Source organism: Mesorhizobium sp. BH1-1-4 (genome assembly GCF_020165665.1).
Classification (GTDB): Bacteria; Pseudomonadota; Alphaproteobacteria; order Rhizobiales; family Rhizobiaceae; genus Mesorhizobium.
This window is the reverse complement of sequence record NZ_JAIUIN010000021.1, coordinates 1-14,552: the sequence shown is the minus strand read 5'-3', so window position 1 is coordinate 14,552 and position 14,552 is coordinate 1. Positions and strand designations below refer to the sequence as shown.

Genomic DNA, 14,552 nt, shown 5'->3' with positions numbered 1-14,552 from the left:
TCATGGCCAAGACATACAAAGCCGTAAGGATCACCCGGGGCAAAACAGGGTGGGGCGGTCCGCTCGTGATCGAGCCGACCGAACAGCGCAGCAAGGTTGTTTCCGTCACCGGTGGCGGCATTCATCCGGTGGCGCAGCTCATCGCCGACATGACCGGCGCCGAAGCCGTCGACGGCTTCAAGGCGCCGCCGATCGAAAGCGAAATGGCGGTGGTCGTCGTCGACTGCGGCGGCACCGCACGCTGCGGCGTCTACCCGCGCAAGCGTATCCCGACCGTCAACCTGACACCGGTCGGTCAGTCCGGGCCGCTCGCGCAGTTCATCACCGAGGATATTTATGTTTCGGGCGTCAAGCCGGCCGACGTCACAATGGCCGACGGTTCCGAGGCGGTCACCACTGCAGGGGGAGCAGCATCGATGAGTTCTACCAACAACACCGCGACCCCGGCGGCGCTGCCCAGCGAAGGCGGGCTGATCGGTTTCATCAGCACGATTGGCCGCGTCATGGGTCGTGTCGTCGGCATTTTCTTCAATGCCGGCCGCCGCACCATCGACCAGGTCATCCGCAACGTGCTGCCGTTCATGGCCTTCGTGACCATGCTCATCGGCCTGATCCTCTATACCGGTATCGGCGACGTGCTGGCGCAGCCGATGGGTCCGCTGGCCAACAACATCGTCGGTCTGCTGGTCATCTCGGCGATCTGCGGCCTGCCTTTCCTGTCGCCCATCCTGGGGCCAGGCGCCGTCATCGCGCAGGTCATCGGCGTCGCCATCATCGGCCCGCAGATCGCCAACGGCACGATTTCGCCGGCAATGGCCCTGCCGGCGCTGTTTGCCTACAACACCCAGGTCGGCTGCGACTTCGTCCCCGTCGGCCTGGCACTCGGCGAGGCCAAGCCCAAGACCATCGAAATCGGCGTTCCGGCGGTGCTCATCAGCCGTCAGATCATGGGTCCGGTCTCGGTGCTGATCGCCTGGGTCGTCTCCCTGATCGTGTTCTGAAAAACCAACAACAACGAGGTTCGCCATATGTCGGTTCTTCTCAAGACACGGGTCACTGCAATCGGACCCGAAGTGGCGGACCTTGCCGAAGGAGGCGTGGTCATCCTGTTCGCGGATGGCTCGCCGCCCGAGCTTGCCGAAGTCTCCGTCCTGCACAGGACGGAGCAAGGCCCGAGTGACGGAGCGCCCGCGAAGGGCGCTTCGATCACCATCGGCCCGGTTTCAGCCGTCATAACCGCGGTCGGCTCCAGCGCCTGGAGCAAGGTGCTCGAAATGGGCCACGTCGTCATCTCGTTCAACGGCGCCCCGGAGGCCGAGAGGCCAGGCGAGATCTGCGCATCGCCGGTCGATGCCCAGGCGCTTGTCGCCGCCCTGAAGACAGACGCGATCATCACAATCGCCGCCTGAAAGCACTCGCGCCCCGCCCAGTCTGGCTTTGGCGCCCAAAAAAGCAGAGTATTTGCCATGGAACGCTCGACCATCGTCAGAGTGCATGAAGGTTTGCACGCCCGCCCCGCCACGCGCTTCGTGAAGCTCGCGAAGGGTTTCGAATCCGACGTCGAACTGGTCAAGGACGGTAAGGCGGTCAGCGCCAAGAGCTCGGTCAAGCTGATGCTGCTGGCGGTCAAGGAAAACCAGGAAGTCACCGTGCGGGCGAACGGCGCCGACGCCATCGAGGCGATCGAGGCGCTGATCGGCTATCTCGAGAACCCAAAGGCGGGTCTGGAAGACGAAGAAACCCACACCCCGGCGAATGACGCAGGCAAGGATACGGCGCTGGCGCCGGCGACCGAATCCGTGCCGGCGGCATCGGAGGATGCAGGTGGTTTGCGCGGCGTTGCCGCAAGCGAGGGCGTCGCCATCGGGCCGGCCTTCGCGCATTTCCCGCCTGACATCGCCGGGCAGGGCCGTATGCTGCAGGCGGAAGAAATCGCCGGCGAGATCGACAGGTTCCGCGCCGCCGTCGCCGCCGTCCAGGCGCGCATGGATCGGGCCCTGGCGCAGGATAGTCTGTCGGCGGGAGACCGCGGCATCGTCGCGGCCCTCAGGGATATCGCCGCAGATGACAGCCTGACCGGCGAGGCCGAAAAGGCGATCAAGGGCGGCAATGACGCGATCTCGGCCACAATCACCGCCGCTTCCACCATCGCCGCCGATTTCAGCGCCGTCGACGATCATTATCTCAATGCGCGGGCGGACGACGTCCACGCGGTCGGGCGGCAGATTTGCCTGGTGCTGCTCGGACAGGACGACGTGAGCCTCGAAAACATCCCGCAGGGTGCGATCCTGATCGCCGATGATATCGGCGCCTGGGATCTGGCGCGCGCGCCGCTGAAACGCATCGGCGGCGTGGTGTGCGGCCATGGCGGCGCCACCTCGCATATCGCCATCATCGCCCGTTCGCACGGCATTCCGGCGGTGCTGGGGCTTGGCGACCAGGTCAACGCCTTGCGCACGGCGCGAGAGGTGGCGCTCGACGGCAATAGTGGCCAGGTGATCATCGATCCCGACGCGGCGACGCGCGCCGATTTCGCCGGCCGTGTCGAAGCGGCGGCAAAGGAGCGTGCCGGCCTGACCGCCTTCAAGACGGTGACGCCGAAGCTGGCTGACGGCAGGGTGATCGAGGTCGCGGCCAATATCGGCTCGCTGGAGGAGATCGAGGCCGCGCAGGAAGTCGGCGCCATGGGCGTCGGCCTGTTCCGGACCGAGCTTCTGTTCATGCGCCATATGCACCTGCCGTCGGAAGACATGCAGGCAGAGACCTATGCGGCGCTGGCCAAAGCCTTCGCCCCCTATCCGGTCATCGTGCGCACGCTCGATATCGGCGGCGACAAGCCGATCGCCGGCATCGAGTTTCCCGACGAGGAAAATCCCTTCCTCGGCTGGCGCGGCATCCGCATGTGCCTCGACCGGCCCGATATCTTCAAGCGTCAGCTGAGGGCGCTGCTGAGGGCCGCCGTACACGGCAACATCAAGGTGATGCTGCCGATGGTATCGGATATTTCCGAAGTGACGCGCAGCCGCGCACTGGTCGATGAATGCGCCGCCGAGCTCAAGGCCGAAGGCGTGCCGCACGCGACGTTCGATCTCGGCGTGATGATCGAAACCCCGGCCGCGGTGCTGATCGCACCGGCACTGGCCAAGGAGGTGGCTTTCTTCTCGATCGGCACCAATGATCTCACCCAGTACATCATGGCCGCCGACAGGCTCAACCCGACCGTTGCCAAGCTCAACGACGTCACCAATCCTGCGGTGATGTCGGCGATCGAGCTGACGGCCAAGGCCGGCGTCGCCGCCGGCATCATGGTGGGCATGTGCGGCGAGGCGGCGGGTCGGCCGGATCTCATTCCAGCCTTCCTGGAGATGGGCCTGACCGAGCTGTCGATGAGCCCGGCCTCGATCCAGCGCGCCAAGAAGACGATCATGGCCATGACGGCCGGGGAGTAGTTTCCGCGACCGCTGCTGCTGGAGCTTACGGCAAGTGGGCAAGCAAGGTGGCGAAGACAGGCGTCAATTCGTCGACCGGGCTCGCCTTGGCACAGGCCTGGACGATGCGGTCACGACGGATGTCGGCGGCCAGGATCGCGATCTCAAGCATGTCGGGCTCCGGCGCGCCATCGCGGCCGGTTGTCGCCAGGCCGCAGGCCAGCACGACCGGCGCCAGGCAGCTTACCTCGAGCGCCTTGTCACCCATTGCCACCGCGTCCGGGGCGGCGTCACCAAAACGGATCGGGCGCTGGCCAAGGCACTCGACCAGCAACGCCGAACACGTCGCCGCGATGGCCTGCAATCCAGCATCGGGCGCGGTGAGCGCGGCCAACATCTCGCCACGGCGTTTGCGCATGGCCGCATGGACAGCGGCGAATCCGGCTTCATGGATACGGGCATTGTCGATCTTGAGCCCGGCAAGCACCGCCTTGGTCAGGTAATACATGTCGCGCCGGAACAGGCGCTCGGCGTTCAGCTGCTGTTCTTCGTTCCCGGCCGGGAAATAGGTGCCGAGACCTTTTACCGTCGTTCCATCCACCCTTATCGGGCGTTCATGCGGGACGAAGGATTCGGCGATCGAGAGCGCTTCGTCGACGGCACTGGCGGCATGGCTGAGCAGGCCTTCGATGCCTTTGCCCGGAAACGGCGGCAGATGGCTGGTCGCTTCGCGCAGCAGGCTGGCCTCGCTGGCGCCGTCATGGCGGCTCTGGCGGATGATGTCGCGGACTTCCCGCAGCCGGTCCTTGAGGTTGACGCGGACGTCTTCGGAGATTTGTCGGAGCATCGCGGTTTGCCTCGAATGTGCCGTGCGGGACCAGATGCAGTGGGGCCGGCCGCCACCTCTACATTGTTCCTATCGATTGGTAGATCAATAGGCGATACTAGACCAGCACGCAGAATCGGCGACGGCCACGTGCCCGTCGCCGCGGGGGAGGAATGATTTGGCCAGGGGACGACAAATTGAGGAAAGGCGGGCCGACGAGAGGCGAGCAGGAGCCGAAGCGGCCGAGCAGGTCGTCAGCGAGAGCCGGACAGACCGCCTCCGGATCCGCGCCGCCTGGATGTATTTCGTCGAGCAGATGACGCAGAACGAGATCGCCGATGTGCTTGGCGTCGGCCGCGTCACCATCGTGCGCATGCTGGCGGAGGCCAGGTCGCGCAACGAGGTCAAGATCACAATCGAGAGCGAGCTTCTGGAGATCGTGCGGCTGGAGCGAGCGCTTGAAAGGACCTTCGGCCTGCAGCAGGCGCTGGTGGCGCCGTTGACCGCGGCCAACGCCGATCCGATCCCGGCGATCGCCGCCAAGACCGGCATGTTCCTGTCGGATGCGATGAAGTCCGGCATGCAGGTCGGGGTCGGCTGGGGCAATACGCTGTTCCACACCTTGCCGTTCATCAGCGCCAAATCGCTGACCGATTTCAGGGTGATTTCGCTGCTTGGCGGCGTTGGCGTCGCGCGCCGGGTCAACCCGGCCGAGTTCGCCTGGCGCTTTGCCCAGATTTTCCAGGGCGACGGCTATCTGATGCCGACGCCAGCCGTCGTCGACAGCGTCGAGACCAAGATCGCGCTGATCGAACGCTGCGGCCTGCAGGAGGTTTTTGAGATGGCCGACGCGCTCGACGCCGTTCTGCTGAGTGTCGGCGGCATTGCTTCGGCCACCACTTTCTCGCGCGGCGGCTTCCTCAGGGAAGCGGACCGCGAGGCACTGCTGGCGCGCGGCGCCGTCGGTGACCTGCTGTTCCATTTCTACGACCGCAATGGCGACCTGGTCGACCATCCCGTCAACAACCATGTGATGTCGGTGGATGTCGACCGGCTGCGCAAGGCGCCGATCCGTATCCTGACCTCGGGCGGGGCGGAGAAGATCGAGGCCTTGTTGGGAGCGATGAACCTGATTGCGCCGACGATCCTGATCACCGACGAGGAAAGCGCAAGGCGCATGCTCGAAGCGGTCAGCGAAAGCTGAACAATCCCGTGATGTAGTCCGGCCAGGCCTTGCACCCGTCGAAAACGGCGGCGAGGTCGGCCGTGTCGGCCAATATTCCACCCGACACCAGCGCCGTGGCGATGCCGACACCGTTGCCGCCCGCAATATCGTGTTCGACGCTGTCGCCGACGCAGACCACGCTGGCGCGCTCCGGTTCGCCTGCCAGGGCGAGCGCGGCATCGAAGATCGCCGGAAAGGGCTTGCCGATGCGGGTGACGCCGCCGCCGAGACTTTCGTAGAGATCGGCGATCTCGCCCGCGCCAAAGCGGGGCCCTACCGCCGTCAGCATGACCTTGTCTGGATTGGTGCAGTAGCAGGGCACTTGCCTCACCGCTGCCGGAGCCAGCAGCCGGCGATAGTGGTCGAGGTCGTGGCGGTCGCCTTCGCTGGCCGAGATCAGCACGAGTTCGGCATCCTCGCCGGCTTCGGTCAGCGCGAAAGGCAGGCCTTCGATCGCGCTGCGATCGCCGTCGCGGCTGATAAGCAGGCATTTGGTGCCGGGCCGCAACGCCCCGGTCGCCGCCATTTCGTGGAAACGCCGCCACGCCACCTCGCCGGAGGACACGAAATGGTCCCAACTGCCGGCCGCGAAGCCGAGCTTCAGCAGGCGATCCTCGTTCGGACCGGCACGCTTGCCGGAATTGGAAATCAGCACCACCGTCTTGCCGGCGCGCTTCAGCGTGGACAGCGCCGCTACCGCGCCGGGATAGGGGGCGTGGCCGTCATGCAGCACACCGAACTGGTCGAGAAGGAAGACTTCGTAGCGTTCCGCCAGTGGCCCGATGCCATCTAGATGTTCGATGCTTTTGGCCCTCATAGCAGGCCTGCCTTGCCTGCACCCTTAAGCGCCAGCCGTGCCGCACCGGCGGCCGCTTCGTCCGAGAGGGCCGGCAGGAAAGCGACGCCCAGCTTGCGCTGCCGGATCGCCGTCCATACCGGGTTCGCCGCGCCCCCGCCGAGGCTCCTGACCGATGTCAGGGCGGGCGCGCCAAGTTCGGCCAGCCTGCCGTAGCCAAGCGCTTCGATCGCCGCCATGCCCTCGAACATCGCCTTGAGGTAATCGGCGTCGTCGGCAGGCCGTGGGGTGAGACGCGGCGGCAAGGCCGGATCGGCGATCGGGAACCGCTCGCCGGCCGTGCCAAGCGGATAATAGTCGAGGCCGGTTTCGGTCGTGGGGTCGATCGTGGCACTCAGTTCGATGATCCGCGCGAGCGGAAAATGCCGGGCCAACACCTTGCCGCCGGAATTCGACGCGCCGCCCGCCAGCCAGCTGTCGCCAAGACGATGGCTGTAGATGCCGAAGCGCGGCGCCGAGATCGGCCGGTTGGACAGGATCTTGATGGTGAGCGAGGACCCCAGCGCGGTGACGCCGTCGCCGGACGCTGTCGCACCCGTCGCCAGGAACGAGGCGCAGCCGTCGGTGGTGCCGGCAACCACAACCACATCGCGCGGCAGCCCGAAAAGCTCGGCGGCGGCCGCGGTGAGGGTTCCGGTGACATCACCCGGCTCCACGACATCAGGCAGCAGATCCATGTGCATGCCGGTGGCCGCGATCCAGTCCGGCCAGCGGCGCTGCTCGACGTCATAGCCGGTCTTGAGCGCATTGTTCTCGTCGCTGACATCGAAGCGTCCGGACAGGTTGCCGGCGATCCAGTCGGCCTGGTGCAGCACCGCCGCTATGCCGGGCTGATGCTGGAACCGCAAAGCCTTGGCGAGGCCTGAAGTCGCCCCGTGGGCGGCGCTCGCTTCCGGCGCCTCGCGGCCGATCGCCGCCAGGATGGCGGCGTCATCGACCTTGTCGTTGTACATCAGCGGCTCGGCCAGAGGCCGCCCATCAATGTCGACCGGCAGCAGCGTGCCCGACGTGCCGTCGATGGCGACGGCGCGGATCGCGGCGCGGTCGACGCCAGAAAGCAGTTCCGCCAACGCCGCCTGGACCGCTTGCCACCAAACCGAGGGGTCGCGAGGGTTCTGGCCAAACCTGTCGAGAGGCACGGCGGATTGGCCGGCAATGGAAAAATCCTGGCGCATGGCGACGGCGCGGGCGCCGGAGGTGCCGATATCGATGCCGACGACAAGTGGCGTCATGTCGTCCGTCCTTGTCAGGCCGTGTTGGCGGCGTTGAGCTTCTGGCGATACTGCTCGGCGTCCCAGTTGACCAGTTCGTCAGTCTCGGCGGCGGTGAGATAGTTCAGCCGCGCCTTGCTGTCGACGCGCGCGGTCACGTCGGCGAGGCAGCGTTGCATGGCGTCGGCACCTGCGCTGGCGTCGCCGCGCATCAGCACGCCGGCACCGGGAAACAGGATTGCCGGGGGCGCCGCGCCGAGCCGCGCGGTGACGCCGGCCACGTCTTCGCCCGGCCTCGCAACGACCGAGCCCTGGCCAAGGAAGATGACATGGTCCGGATAAAGGCTGCCGGCCTCGGCCATGCCAAGGCTTTCCAGATCGAGGGCGACCGCGTGCGCCTCGACATCCGCCGGCAATCGGTAGCCGTCGGCTAGCGCCGTCAAGGCGGCGATATCCGGCGCGGCGGTCGCGCGCGGCTGCCGTGCCAGCAGCGACCGGACGCGGTGCAGCAAAGCCTCGGCCCCGGCGACGGTTTCGGCAGCGACCACCAGCCCGTGATTGCCAAGGATGAGCACGTCGACCCCAGGCCGCAGCTTCTCGGCAATGCCGCGGGCAAGCGGCAGGCCCGGACGGAAATACGGTACCCAAGCCCATTCGATGCCGCTGAGCCGCCTGGCGATCTCGGTCTCGCCATTGGCTTGCACTGCAAGCGAAATCGTGTCGACGCAGTGGACATGCAAAACCACGCGTTGCGGCATCAAGGCATGCACGGTGGTTTCGATCGACGGCCGCAGGCCACGCGGATTGAGGTCTTCGATGGCGAAGGCCTGTGGCTTGTCGGCGGCTGGATCGCGCCGTTCGACCGCCTCGAGCAGCGGCGCCATCGCCACCGGCACCATGATGTCGTCGCTGAGCGCATCCTTCAGCCAGGTGCCCGAGGCCTTGATCCACAGCGTGTCGCCGGCCTTGAGCGAAGTGTTGCCGCCCGCCGCCTGTGTCATATGGGGATTGAGCCCGATGCTGGCCGAGAGCGCCCGCAGGGAAGCCAGTTCCTGTGCATCAGCTTGGGTTGCCACGGCGCCTTTCCTCCAACGTCTGCACGAAATCCCGTCGCCGGGCCGCTGCTGGCGTTGATATCGCAGATATGAGTGATCTACGTCAATGGTGATCTACTATCGTCAAAACTAGCTTGCAATCCGACTAATGTTGAGTAAGTTGCACCAGTTGCCGTAGAAAAATGGCATCAGGGAGGAAGAGTTGAGCGACTTCGGCCGCCAGCGTCAGATCGTCGAATTGCTCCGGGATCGCCCGTTCGCCTCCGTGCGCGAGTTGCAGGAGCGGCTCGGCGTTTCGGCAGCCACGGTCAGGCGCGATATCGACCGGATCGACGAGGCCGGTGAAGCCCGCAAGGTCTATGGCGGCATATCGGCGCTCGATGGCGCCTCGCATGCGGGCGTCGCCTATGCCCGGCCCTATGACGAGAACCGGGACCTCGCCGTCGAGGCCAAGCGGCAGATTGCAACCGTCGCCGCGACCATGGTGCGCGACGGCGACGCGGTTATCGTCCATGGCGGCTCGACCTGCTTCCATCTCGGCGTCAAGCTCGCCGACCGCAACATCCGGCTCTACACCAATTCGATGCCGCTCGCTGCCTATCTCAGCGACCATGGCCATTGCAGCCTGACGGTCGCCGGCGGTGATCTGCACCGCGAACCCGGCATCATCCATTCGCCGACCCAGGCGACGCCTTTCTATGCCTCGAAATTCTTTCTCGGCACGCAAGGGCTCAACCAGGAAGGGCTGCTGGAATCGCATCCGCTGCTGGTCCGCTCCATTGTCGATCTCAGCCTCTGCGCCGACCAGATCGTGGTGCTGGCCGACAGCCGCAAACTCTCGATCCACGCGCGCAACGTCGCGCTGCCGCTGTCGCGCATCGGCACGCTGGTCACCGATGACGGCCTCTCCGATGCCGATGCGCGCATGCTGGAGGACGCCGGCGTCATGGTGCGGATTGCTGCTACCTCGGGAGCGACGCCGTGAACGTGGCGGTGCTGGACTTCGGCAAGACCAATTCGAAGCTGTTCGTCTTCGGCCAGGACGGCCGCATCCTGGACGAACGCAGGACGCAGCCGAAATGGACGCACCAAGGCGGCTTCAGCGTGCTTGACGAAGCCGCCCTCCATGACTGGGCGTTCGGTGCCGTCACCGACGCGGTCGAAAACCATGGTGTCGAAGGGGTGATGGTGTCGGGCCATGGTTGCACCTTCGCCCTTGTCGACGACGAGGCGCTGACGCATCCGATCCTCGACTACGAACAGGAGCCACCGGCCGAGATCGCGGCGCGGATCGACCGCCGCATCCCGGATTTCGCCGAGACGTTTTCGCCGCGCCTGCCGCTCGGCTTCAACTATGGCCGCCATATGCTGTGGCTGCAGGAGGTCGATCCCGATGCCTTTACGGCAGCGACATCGATCCTCGGCTATCCCCAGTACTGGAGCTGGCGCCTCGGCGGGCGGCCGGTTTCGGAAGTCTCCTATCTCGGGTGCCATTCGCATTTGTGGGCGCCGCGCGAACGTGATTTCTCCTCGCTGGTCGACGCCCAGGGCTGGCGCGGCCGGATGCCGGCTTTCGAACGTGCCGGCGCCGTCATCGGCGAGCAGCGCTTCGGCGATACCAAGCGATCGATCGCCATCCACAATGGCGTCCACGACTCCAATGCGGCCCTGCATGCCTATCGCCGGCAAGGCCTTGGACCGCTGACCGTCGTCTCGACCGGCACCTGGGTCGTCGTGCTCAATCCCGACTGCCCGCTCGAAGCGCTCGACCGTGAGCGCGACATGCTGGTCAACGTCGATGTCGACGGCGGTCCGGTGCCGACCATCCGCTTCATGGGCGGGCGCGAATTCGCCGTCATCAGCGGCGGCTGGCAAGGCGCGATCCCGCTTGGCTCGATACAGCAGGCGCTCGATGCTCGCCTCATGGCGCTGCCCAGTTTCGCGCCGGGCGGGCCAATGCCGAGCCATCGCGGCGAAATCATCGGCGGTAAGCCCAGTGACGGGCAGAGCGCGGCGGTGGCGCTGCTTTACGTGGCGCTGATGATCGATCTCTGCCTCGATCTCATCAATTCGCAGAATACCGTCATCGTCGATGGTGGGCTGAACACGGGCGGCCTGCTTGCCGGGCTGCTGGCGCAGTTGCGTCCCGGCCAGGCTTTCCTGCAAGGCGCCTCACTGGAAGGCAGTGCCACCGGCGCTGCGGCGCTTGCCTTCGAGAGTGCAGGTCATGACTTCGCCGCCGAGCCGCCGGAGCCGGTGCGGGCGACAGAATTCAGTGGCCTTGCCGGCTATCGCGATGCCTGGCGCGATCGCGTCGCTGCCGGACATGGCGCCGCCGTCAAGGCTGCGGGTGGTGCGCGATGAGCGCGGCCGTGCAGACACAGGCGACGCGGCAGCCGGTGCTGGAGATGCGCCACATCTCGAAGACCTTCGGTGCGATCCGTGCCCTGCAGGACGTCTCGCTCAGCGTCCATGCCGGCGAACTGCACGCGCTGATGGGCGAGAACGGCGCCGGCAAGTCGACGTTGATGAAGGTGCTGTCCGGCGCCTATCGGCCGGATGCGGGGGGCGAGATACTCATCGATGGTGCGCCCGCCGCGACCGGCGATCCGATCAAGGCGCGCGCCGTAGGCATCGCGGTGATCTACCAGGAGCTGTCGCTGGCGCCGAACCTGACGGTGGCGCAGAACATCTTCCTCGGCAATGAACCCCGCCGCTTCGGCATCGTCGACCGTGACCAGTGCAACCGTCGCGCTGGCGAAATCATCGCGCGGCTCGGCGTCTCGTTCTCGGCGCGCGCCCTGGTTTCCAGCCTGTCGCTCGGCGAACGACAGTTGGTCGAGATCGCCCGGGCGCTTTCGACCAATGCGCGCATCATCGTCATGGACGAGCCGACCACGTCCTTGACCTCGCGCGAGACCGACCTTCTGTTCGAGGTGATCGCGACGCTGAAGACGCAAGGCATCGCCATCATCTATATCAGCCACCGCATGGAAGAGGTCTACCAACTCGCCGATCGCGTCAGCGTGCTGCGCGACAGCGGCTATGTCGGGACGCTGGAGCGCGCCGACCTCAGCGCCTCGCGGCTGGTGTCGATGATGGTCGGCCGTGATCTCTCGGCCTTCTACAAGAAGGACCATCGCCCGCCGGGCGAGAAGCGCGCTGTCGCGCTCTCGGTGCGCGGCATGTCCGACGGGCGCCTGCTGAAGGACTGTTCGTTCGACCTCCATCACGGCGAGGTGCTGGCGCTGGCGGGTCTCGTCGGTTCTGGCCGAACCGAACTCGCCAGGCTGATCTTCGGCGCCGACAAGCGCAGCGCCGGCACGATGGAACTCGACGGCAGGCCCATAGCCATCGGCTCGCCGGGCGAGGCGCTCGATGCCGGCATCGCCTACCTCACCGAAGACCGCAAGGAACTCGGCCTGTTCCTCGACATGTCGATTTCCGACAATATCAGCATGGGCGTGCTGGCCAGGGACGCGCGGGCCGGCGGCTTGCGCGACTTCACCACTGCGGACAGGCGTGCGGCGAAGGCCATTGCGGACCTCTCCATCCGCACCGGCTCCGCGCAAGCCAATGCCGGCTCGCTGTCGGGCGGCAACCAGCAGAAGGTGCTGCTCGCGCGGCTGCTCGAAACCGAGCCGAAGGTCGTCATCCTCGACGAGCCGACACGCGGCGTCGACGTCGGCGCCAAGTCGGAAATCTACCGGCTGATCGACAATCTCGCCAACAAGGGTATCGCCATCCTGATGATCTCAAGCGAATTGCCCGAGGTGATCGGCGTCGCCGACCGCGTGCTGGTGATGCGCGATGGTGCGATCGCTGGCGAGGTGACGGCGTCGGAAGGCGAACCGCTTCGCCAGGAAGCGATCATGGAACTTGCGACGGGAGCGTCTCAGCGATGACAGACAGGACGACCGGGACGAAGAGTGTGGACCAGGCGGTGGCCAGGAACCGGCGGCTGCGCACCGCGCTTGCGGCGCTTGGCATGCTGCCGGTGCTGGTGCTGCTGGCGGCCGGCTTCCAGTTCATCAACCCGCGCTTTCTCACCGGCACCAACCTGCTGATCGTCACGCAGCAATCGTCGATCAACATCGTGCTGGCCGCCGGCATGACCTTCGTAATCCTGACCGGCGGCATCGACCTGTCGGTCGGTTCGATCCTCGCCGCCGCGGCCATGGTGGCGGTGCTGGTGTCGCTGGTGCCGGACTGGGGCCTGCTCGGTGTGCCGGCGGCCATCCTGGTCGGGCTCGGCTTCGGGCTGATCAACGGGCTGCTCATCGCCTATATCAGGCTGCCGCCCTTCATCGTCACTCTGGGTTCGCTGACCGCCGTGCGCGGCGTTGCCCGCTTGCTCGGGCAGGACACGACGGTGTTCAATTCCGACCTGCCGTTCGACTTCATCGGCAACGGTTCGGTGCTCGGCATCCCCTGGCTGGTCATCATCGCGCTGTCGGTGGTGGTGCTGTCCTGGGTGGTGCTGAAACGCACGGTGCTCGGCACCTGGATCTATGCGGTCGGCGGCAATGCCGAGGCCGCCCGGCTGACCGGCATCAAGGTGCCGCTGGTGCTGCTCTTCGTCTATGGCGTTTCCGGCCTGCTTGCCGGCCTCGGCGGCGCCATGTCGGCGGCCCGGCTCTACGCCGCCAACGGCCTGCAACTCGGGCAAAGCTACGAACTCGACGCCATCGCCGCCGTCATCCTCGGCGGCACCAGTTTCGTCGGCGGCGTCGGCTCGATCTGGGGCACGCTGATCGGCGGCCTAATCATCGCGGTGCTCTCCAACGGGCTCATCTTGGCCGGTGTCTCGGACATCTGGCAGTACATCATCAAGGGATTGGTCATCATCGTGGCGGTCGCCCTCGACCGCTACCGGCTCCAGGCAGGGGCGAGAACGTGAGTGACCTGGTCGCCGGCCTCAAAGACCGGCTTGTGTAACGCACCGCGAGAGGCGCGGGGCATCAGGAGGAAGTAAGCGTAATGAAGACCATCGCCAAACTGCTCTGCGGCGCCGCTTTCGCGGCCGTCGCGATCGCGCCGGCATCGGCCAAGGACCTCAACAAGGTCGGTATCTCGGTCGGCTTGCTCGGCAACCCGTTCTTCGTCGCCACCATCAAGGGCATCGAGGACGCGGCCAAGAAGATCAATCCGAAGGTCGAGGTGACATCGGTGTCGGCCGACTATGACCTCAACAAGCAGGTCTCGCAGGTCGATTCCTTCATCGCCGCCGGCGTCGACGTGATCATGCTCAACGCGGTCGACGCCAAGGCGATCGCGCCGGCGGTGAAGAAGGCGCAGGCCGCCGGCATCATCGTCGCGGCCTTCGACGTTTCGGCGCCGGGCGCCGATGTCACGGTGATGACCAACAACGTCAAGGCCGGTGAAGAGGCCTGCCAGTATCTGGTCGACCACACCGGCGGCAAGGGCGACTACGTCATCCTCAACGGGCCGGCGTCGTCGTCGATCCTGGAGCGGGTGAAGGGCTGCAAGAACGTGCTTGCCCAGCATCCCGACATCAAGATCCTGTCGGACGACCAGAACGCCGAAGGCTCGCGCGACGGCGGCCTGAAGGTGTTCCAGTCGTTGCTGACCCGTTTCGACAAGATCGACGCGGTGTTCGCCATCAACGATCCGACGGCGATCGGCGCCGAGCTTGCCGCCAAGCAGCTTAACCGCTCCGAGTTCATCTTCACGGCGGTCGACGGCGCGCCGGATATCGAGAAGGAACTGTCTTCCGGCAAATCGATGATCAAGGCCTCGGCCTCGCAGGATCCCTATGTGATGGCCGGCCAGTCGCTGACCATGGCGGCCGAACTGCTGGCCGGCAAGAAGCCGGCGGAGGCCACCGTGCTGCTCGACCCGAAGCTGATCACGGCCGAGAACCTGAAGGACTACAAGGGCTGGACCGCGGCCCGCTGATCCATCCAACGAAGGCGGGGCCGGTTCGATCC

The 14,552-nt window shown here is 66.0% G+C and carries 13 protein-coding genes; 9 read left to right on the top strand and 4 right to left on the bottom strand.

Going from position 1 to position 14,552, the window contains the following annotated elements; translation table 11 throughout:
• Positions 1–2 precede the first annotated feature (2 nt).
• From LB569_RS25670 to ptsP, 3 genes are read left to right on the top strand one after another with little or no spacing between them, the layout of a single operon-like run.
• A complete protein-coding gene (locus LB569_RS25670; RefSeq protein WP_140708197.1) occupies positions 3–1,001 on the top strand; it encodes a PTS glucitol/sorbitol transporter subunit IIB in 999 nt (332 codons plus the stop codon).
• A gap of 27 nt (positions 1,002–1,028) precedes the next feature.
• Positions 1,029–1,409: a PTS glucitol/sorbitol transporter subunit IIA gene (locus LB569_RS25665; protein ID WP_140708199.1), complete on the top strand. Its 381-nt coding sequence runs from the start codon at positions 1,029–1,031 to the stop codon at positions 1,407–1,409.
• Positions 1,410–1,466: 57 nt separating this feature from the next.
• The gene (ptsP, locus tag LB569_RS25660) at positions 1,467–3,449 is read left to right on the top strand and encodes a phosphoenolpyruvate--protein phosphotransferase (RefSeq protein WP_224694572.1); all 1,983 of its coding nucleotides are present in this window, start codon (positions 1,467–1,469) and stop codon (positions 3,447–3,449) included.
• A 25-nt stretch (positions 3,450–3,474) separates the two neighbouring features.
• Here the strand turns inward: ptsP and LB569_RS25655 are convergent, their stop codons facing one another.
• Entirely contained in the window at positions 3,475–4,275 is an 801-nt protein-coding gene (locus LB569_RS25655; RefSeq protein ID WP_224694571.1) for a hypothetical protein, read from the bottom strand.
• A gap of 157 nt (positions 4,276–4,432) precedes the next feature.
• Here LB569_RS25655 and LB569_RS25650 point away from each other — a divergent pair, with 157 nt between their 5' ends.
• Entirely contained in the window at positions 4,433–5,458 is a 1,026-nt protein-coding gene (locus LB569_RS25650; RefSeq protein WP_224694570.1) for a sugar-binding transcriptional regulator, read from the top strand.
• On the opposite strand, the gene LB569_RS25645 is transcribed toward LB569_RS25650, so the two are convergent.
• The 3 genes from LB569_RS25645 to LB569_RS25635 are packed head-to-tail and all read right to left on the bottom strand — an operon-like array spanning position 5,445 to position 8,622.
• On the bottom strand, positions 5,445–6,296 hold the full coding sequence (locus LB569_RS25645) for a TIGR01459 family HAD-type hydrolase (protein WP_224694569.1): 852 nt from the start codon (positions 6,294–6,296) through the stop codon (positions 5,445–5,447). The genes LB569_RS25650 and LB569_RS25645 overlap by 14 nt on opposite strands.
• The gene (locus LB569_RS25640) at positions 6,293–7,567 is read right to left on the bottom strand and encodes an FGGY-family carbohydrate kinase (RefSeq protein ID WP_224694568.1); all 1,275 of its coding nucleotides are present in this window, start codon (positions 7,565–7,567) and stop codon (positions 6,293–6,295) included. The genes LB569_RS25645 and LB569_RS25640 overlap by 4 nt, the downstream gene beginning before the upstream one ends.
• 14 nt (positions 7,568–7,581) lie before the next feature.
• On the bottom strand, positions 7,582–8,622 hold the full coding sequence (locus LB569_RS25635; protein WP_224694567.1) for a class II aldolase/adducin family protein: 1,041 nt from the start codon (positions 8,620–8,622) through the stop codon (positions 7,582–7,584).
• A 181-nt stretch (positions 8,623–8,803) separates the two neighbouring features.
• Between LB569_RS25635 and LB569_RS25630 the strand changes: the two genes are divergently transcribed.
• From LB569_RS25630 to LB569_RS25610, 5 genes are all read left to right on the top strand, one after another.
• Complete coding sequence (locus LB569_RS25630; protein WP_140708211.1) at positions 8,804–9,586, top strand: DeoR/GlpR family DNA-binding transcription regulator; 783 nt, start codon at positions 8,804–8,806, stop codon at positions 9,584–9,586.
• Positions 9,583–10,965, top strand: a complete 1,383-nt coding sequence (locus LB569_RS25625) for an FGGY-family carbohydrate kinase (RefSeq protein ID WP_224694566.1) — start codon at positions 9,583–9,585, stop codon at positions 10,963–10,965. Before LB569_RS25630 ends, LB569_RS25625 begins: the two co-directional genes overlap by 4 nt.
• The gene (locus tag LB569_RS25620) at positions 10,962–12,506 is read left to right on the top strand and encodes a sugar ABC transporter ATP-binding protein (RefSeq protein WP_224694565.1); all 1,545 of its coding nucleotides are present in this window, start codon (positions 10,962–10,964) and stop codon (positions 12,504–12,506) included. The genes LB569_RS25625 and LB569_RS25620 overlap by 4 nt, the downstream gene beginning before the upstream one ends.
• Positions 12,503–13,501: an ABC transporter permease subunit gene (locus LB569_RS25615; protein WP_140708217.1), complete on the top strand. Its 999-nt coding sequence runs from the start codon at positions 12,503–12,505 to the stop codon at positions 13,499–13,501. Before LB569_RS25620 ends, LB569_RS25615 begins: the two co-directional genes overlap by 4 nt.
• A gap of 80 nt (positions 13,502–13,581) precedes the next feature.
• Complete coding sequence (locus tag LB569_RS25610) at positions 13,582–14,520, top strand: ABC transporter substrate-binding protein (protein WP_140708219.1); 939 nt, start codon at positions 13,582–13,584, stop codon at positions 14,518–14,520.
• Positions 14,521–14,552: the final 32 nt, after the last annotated feature.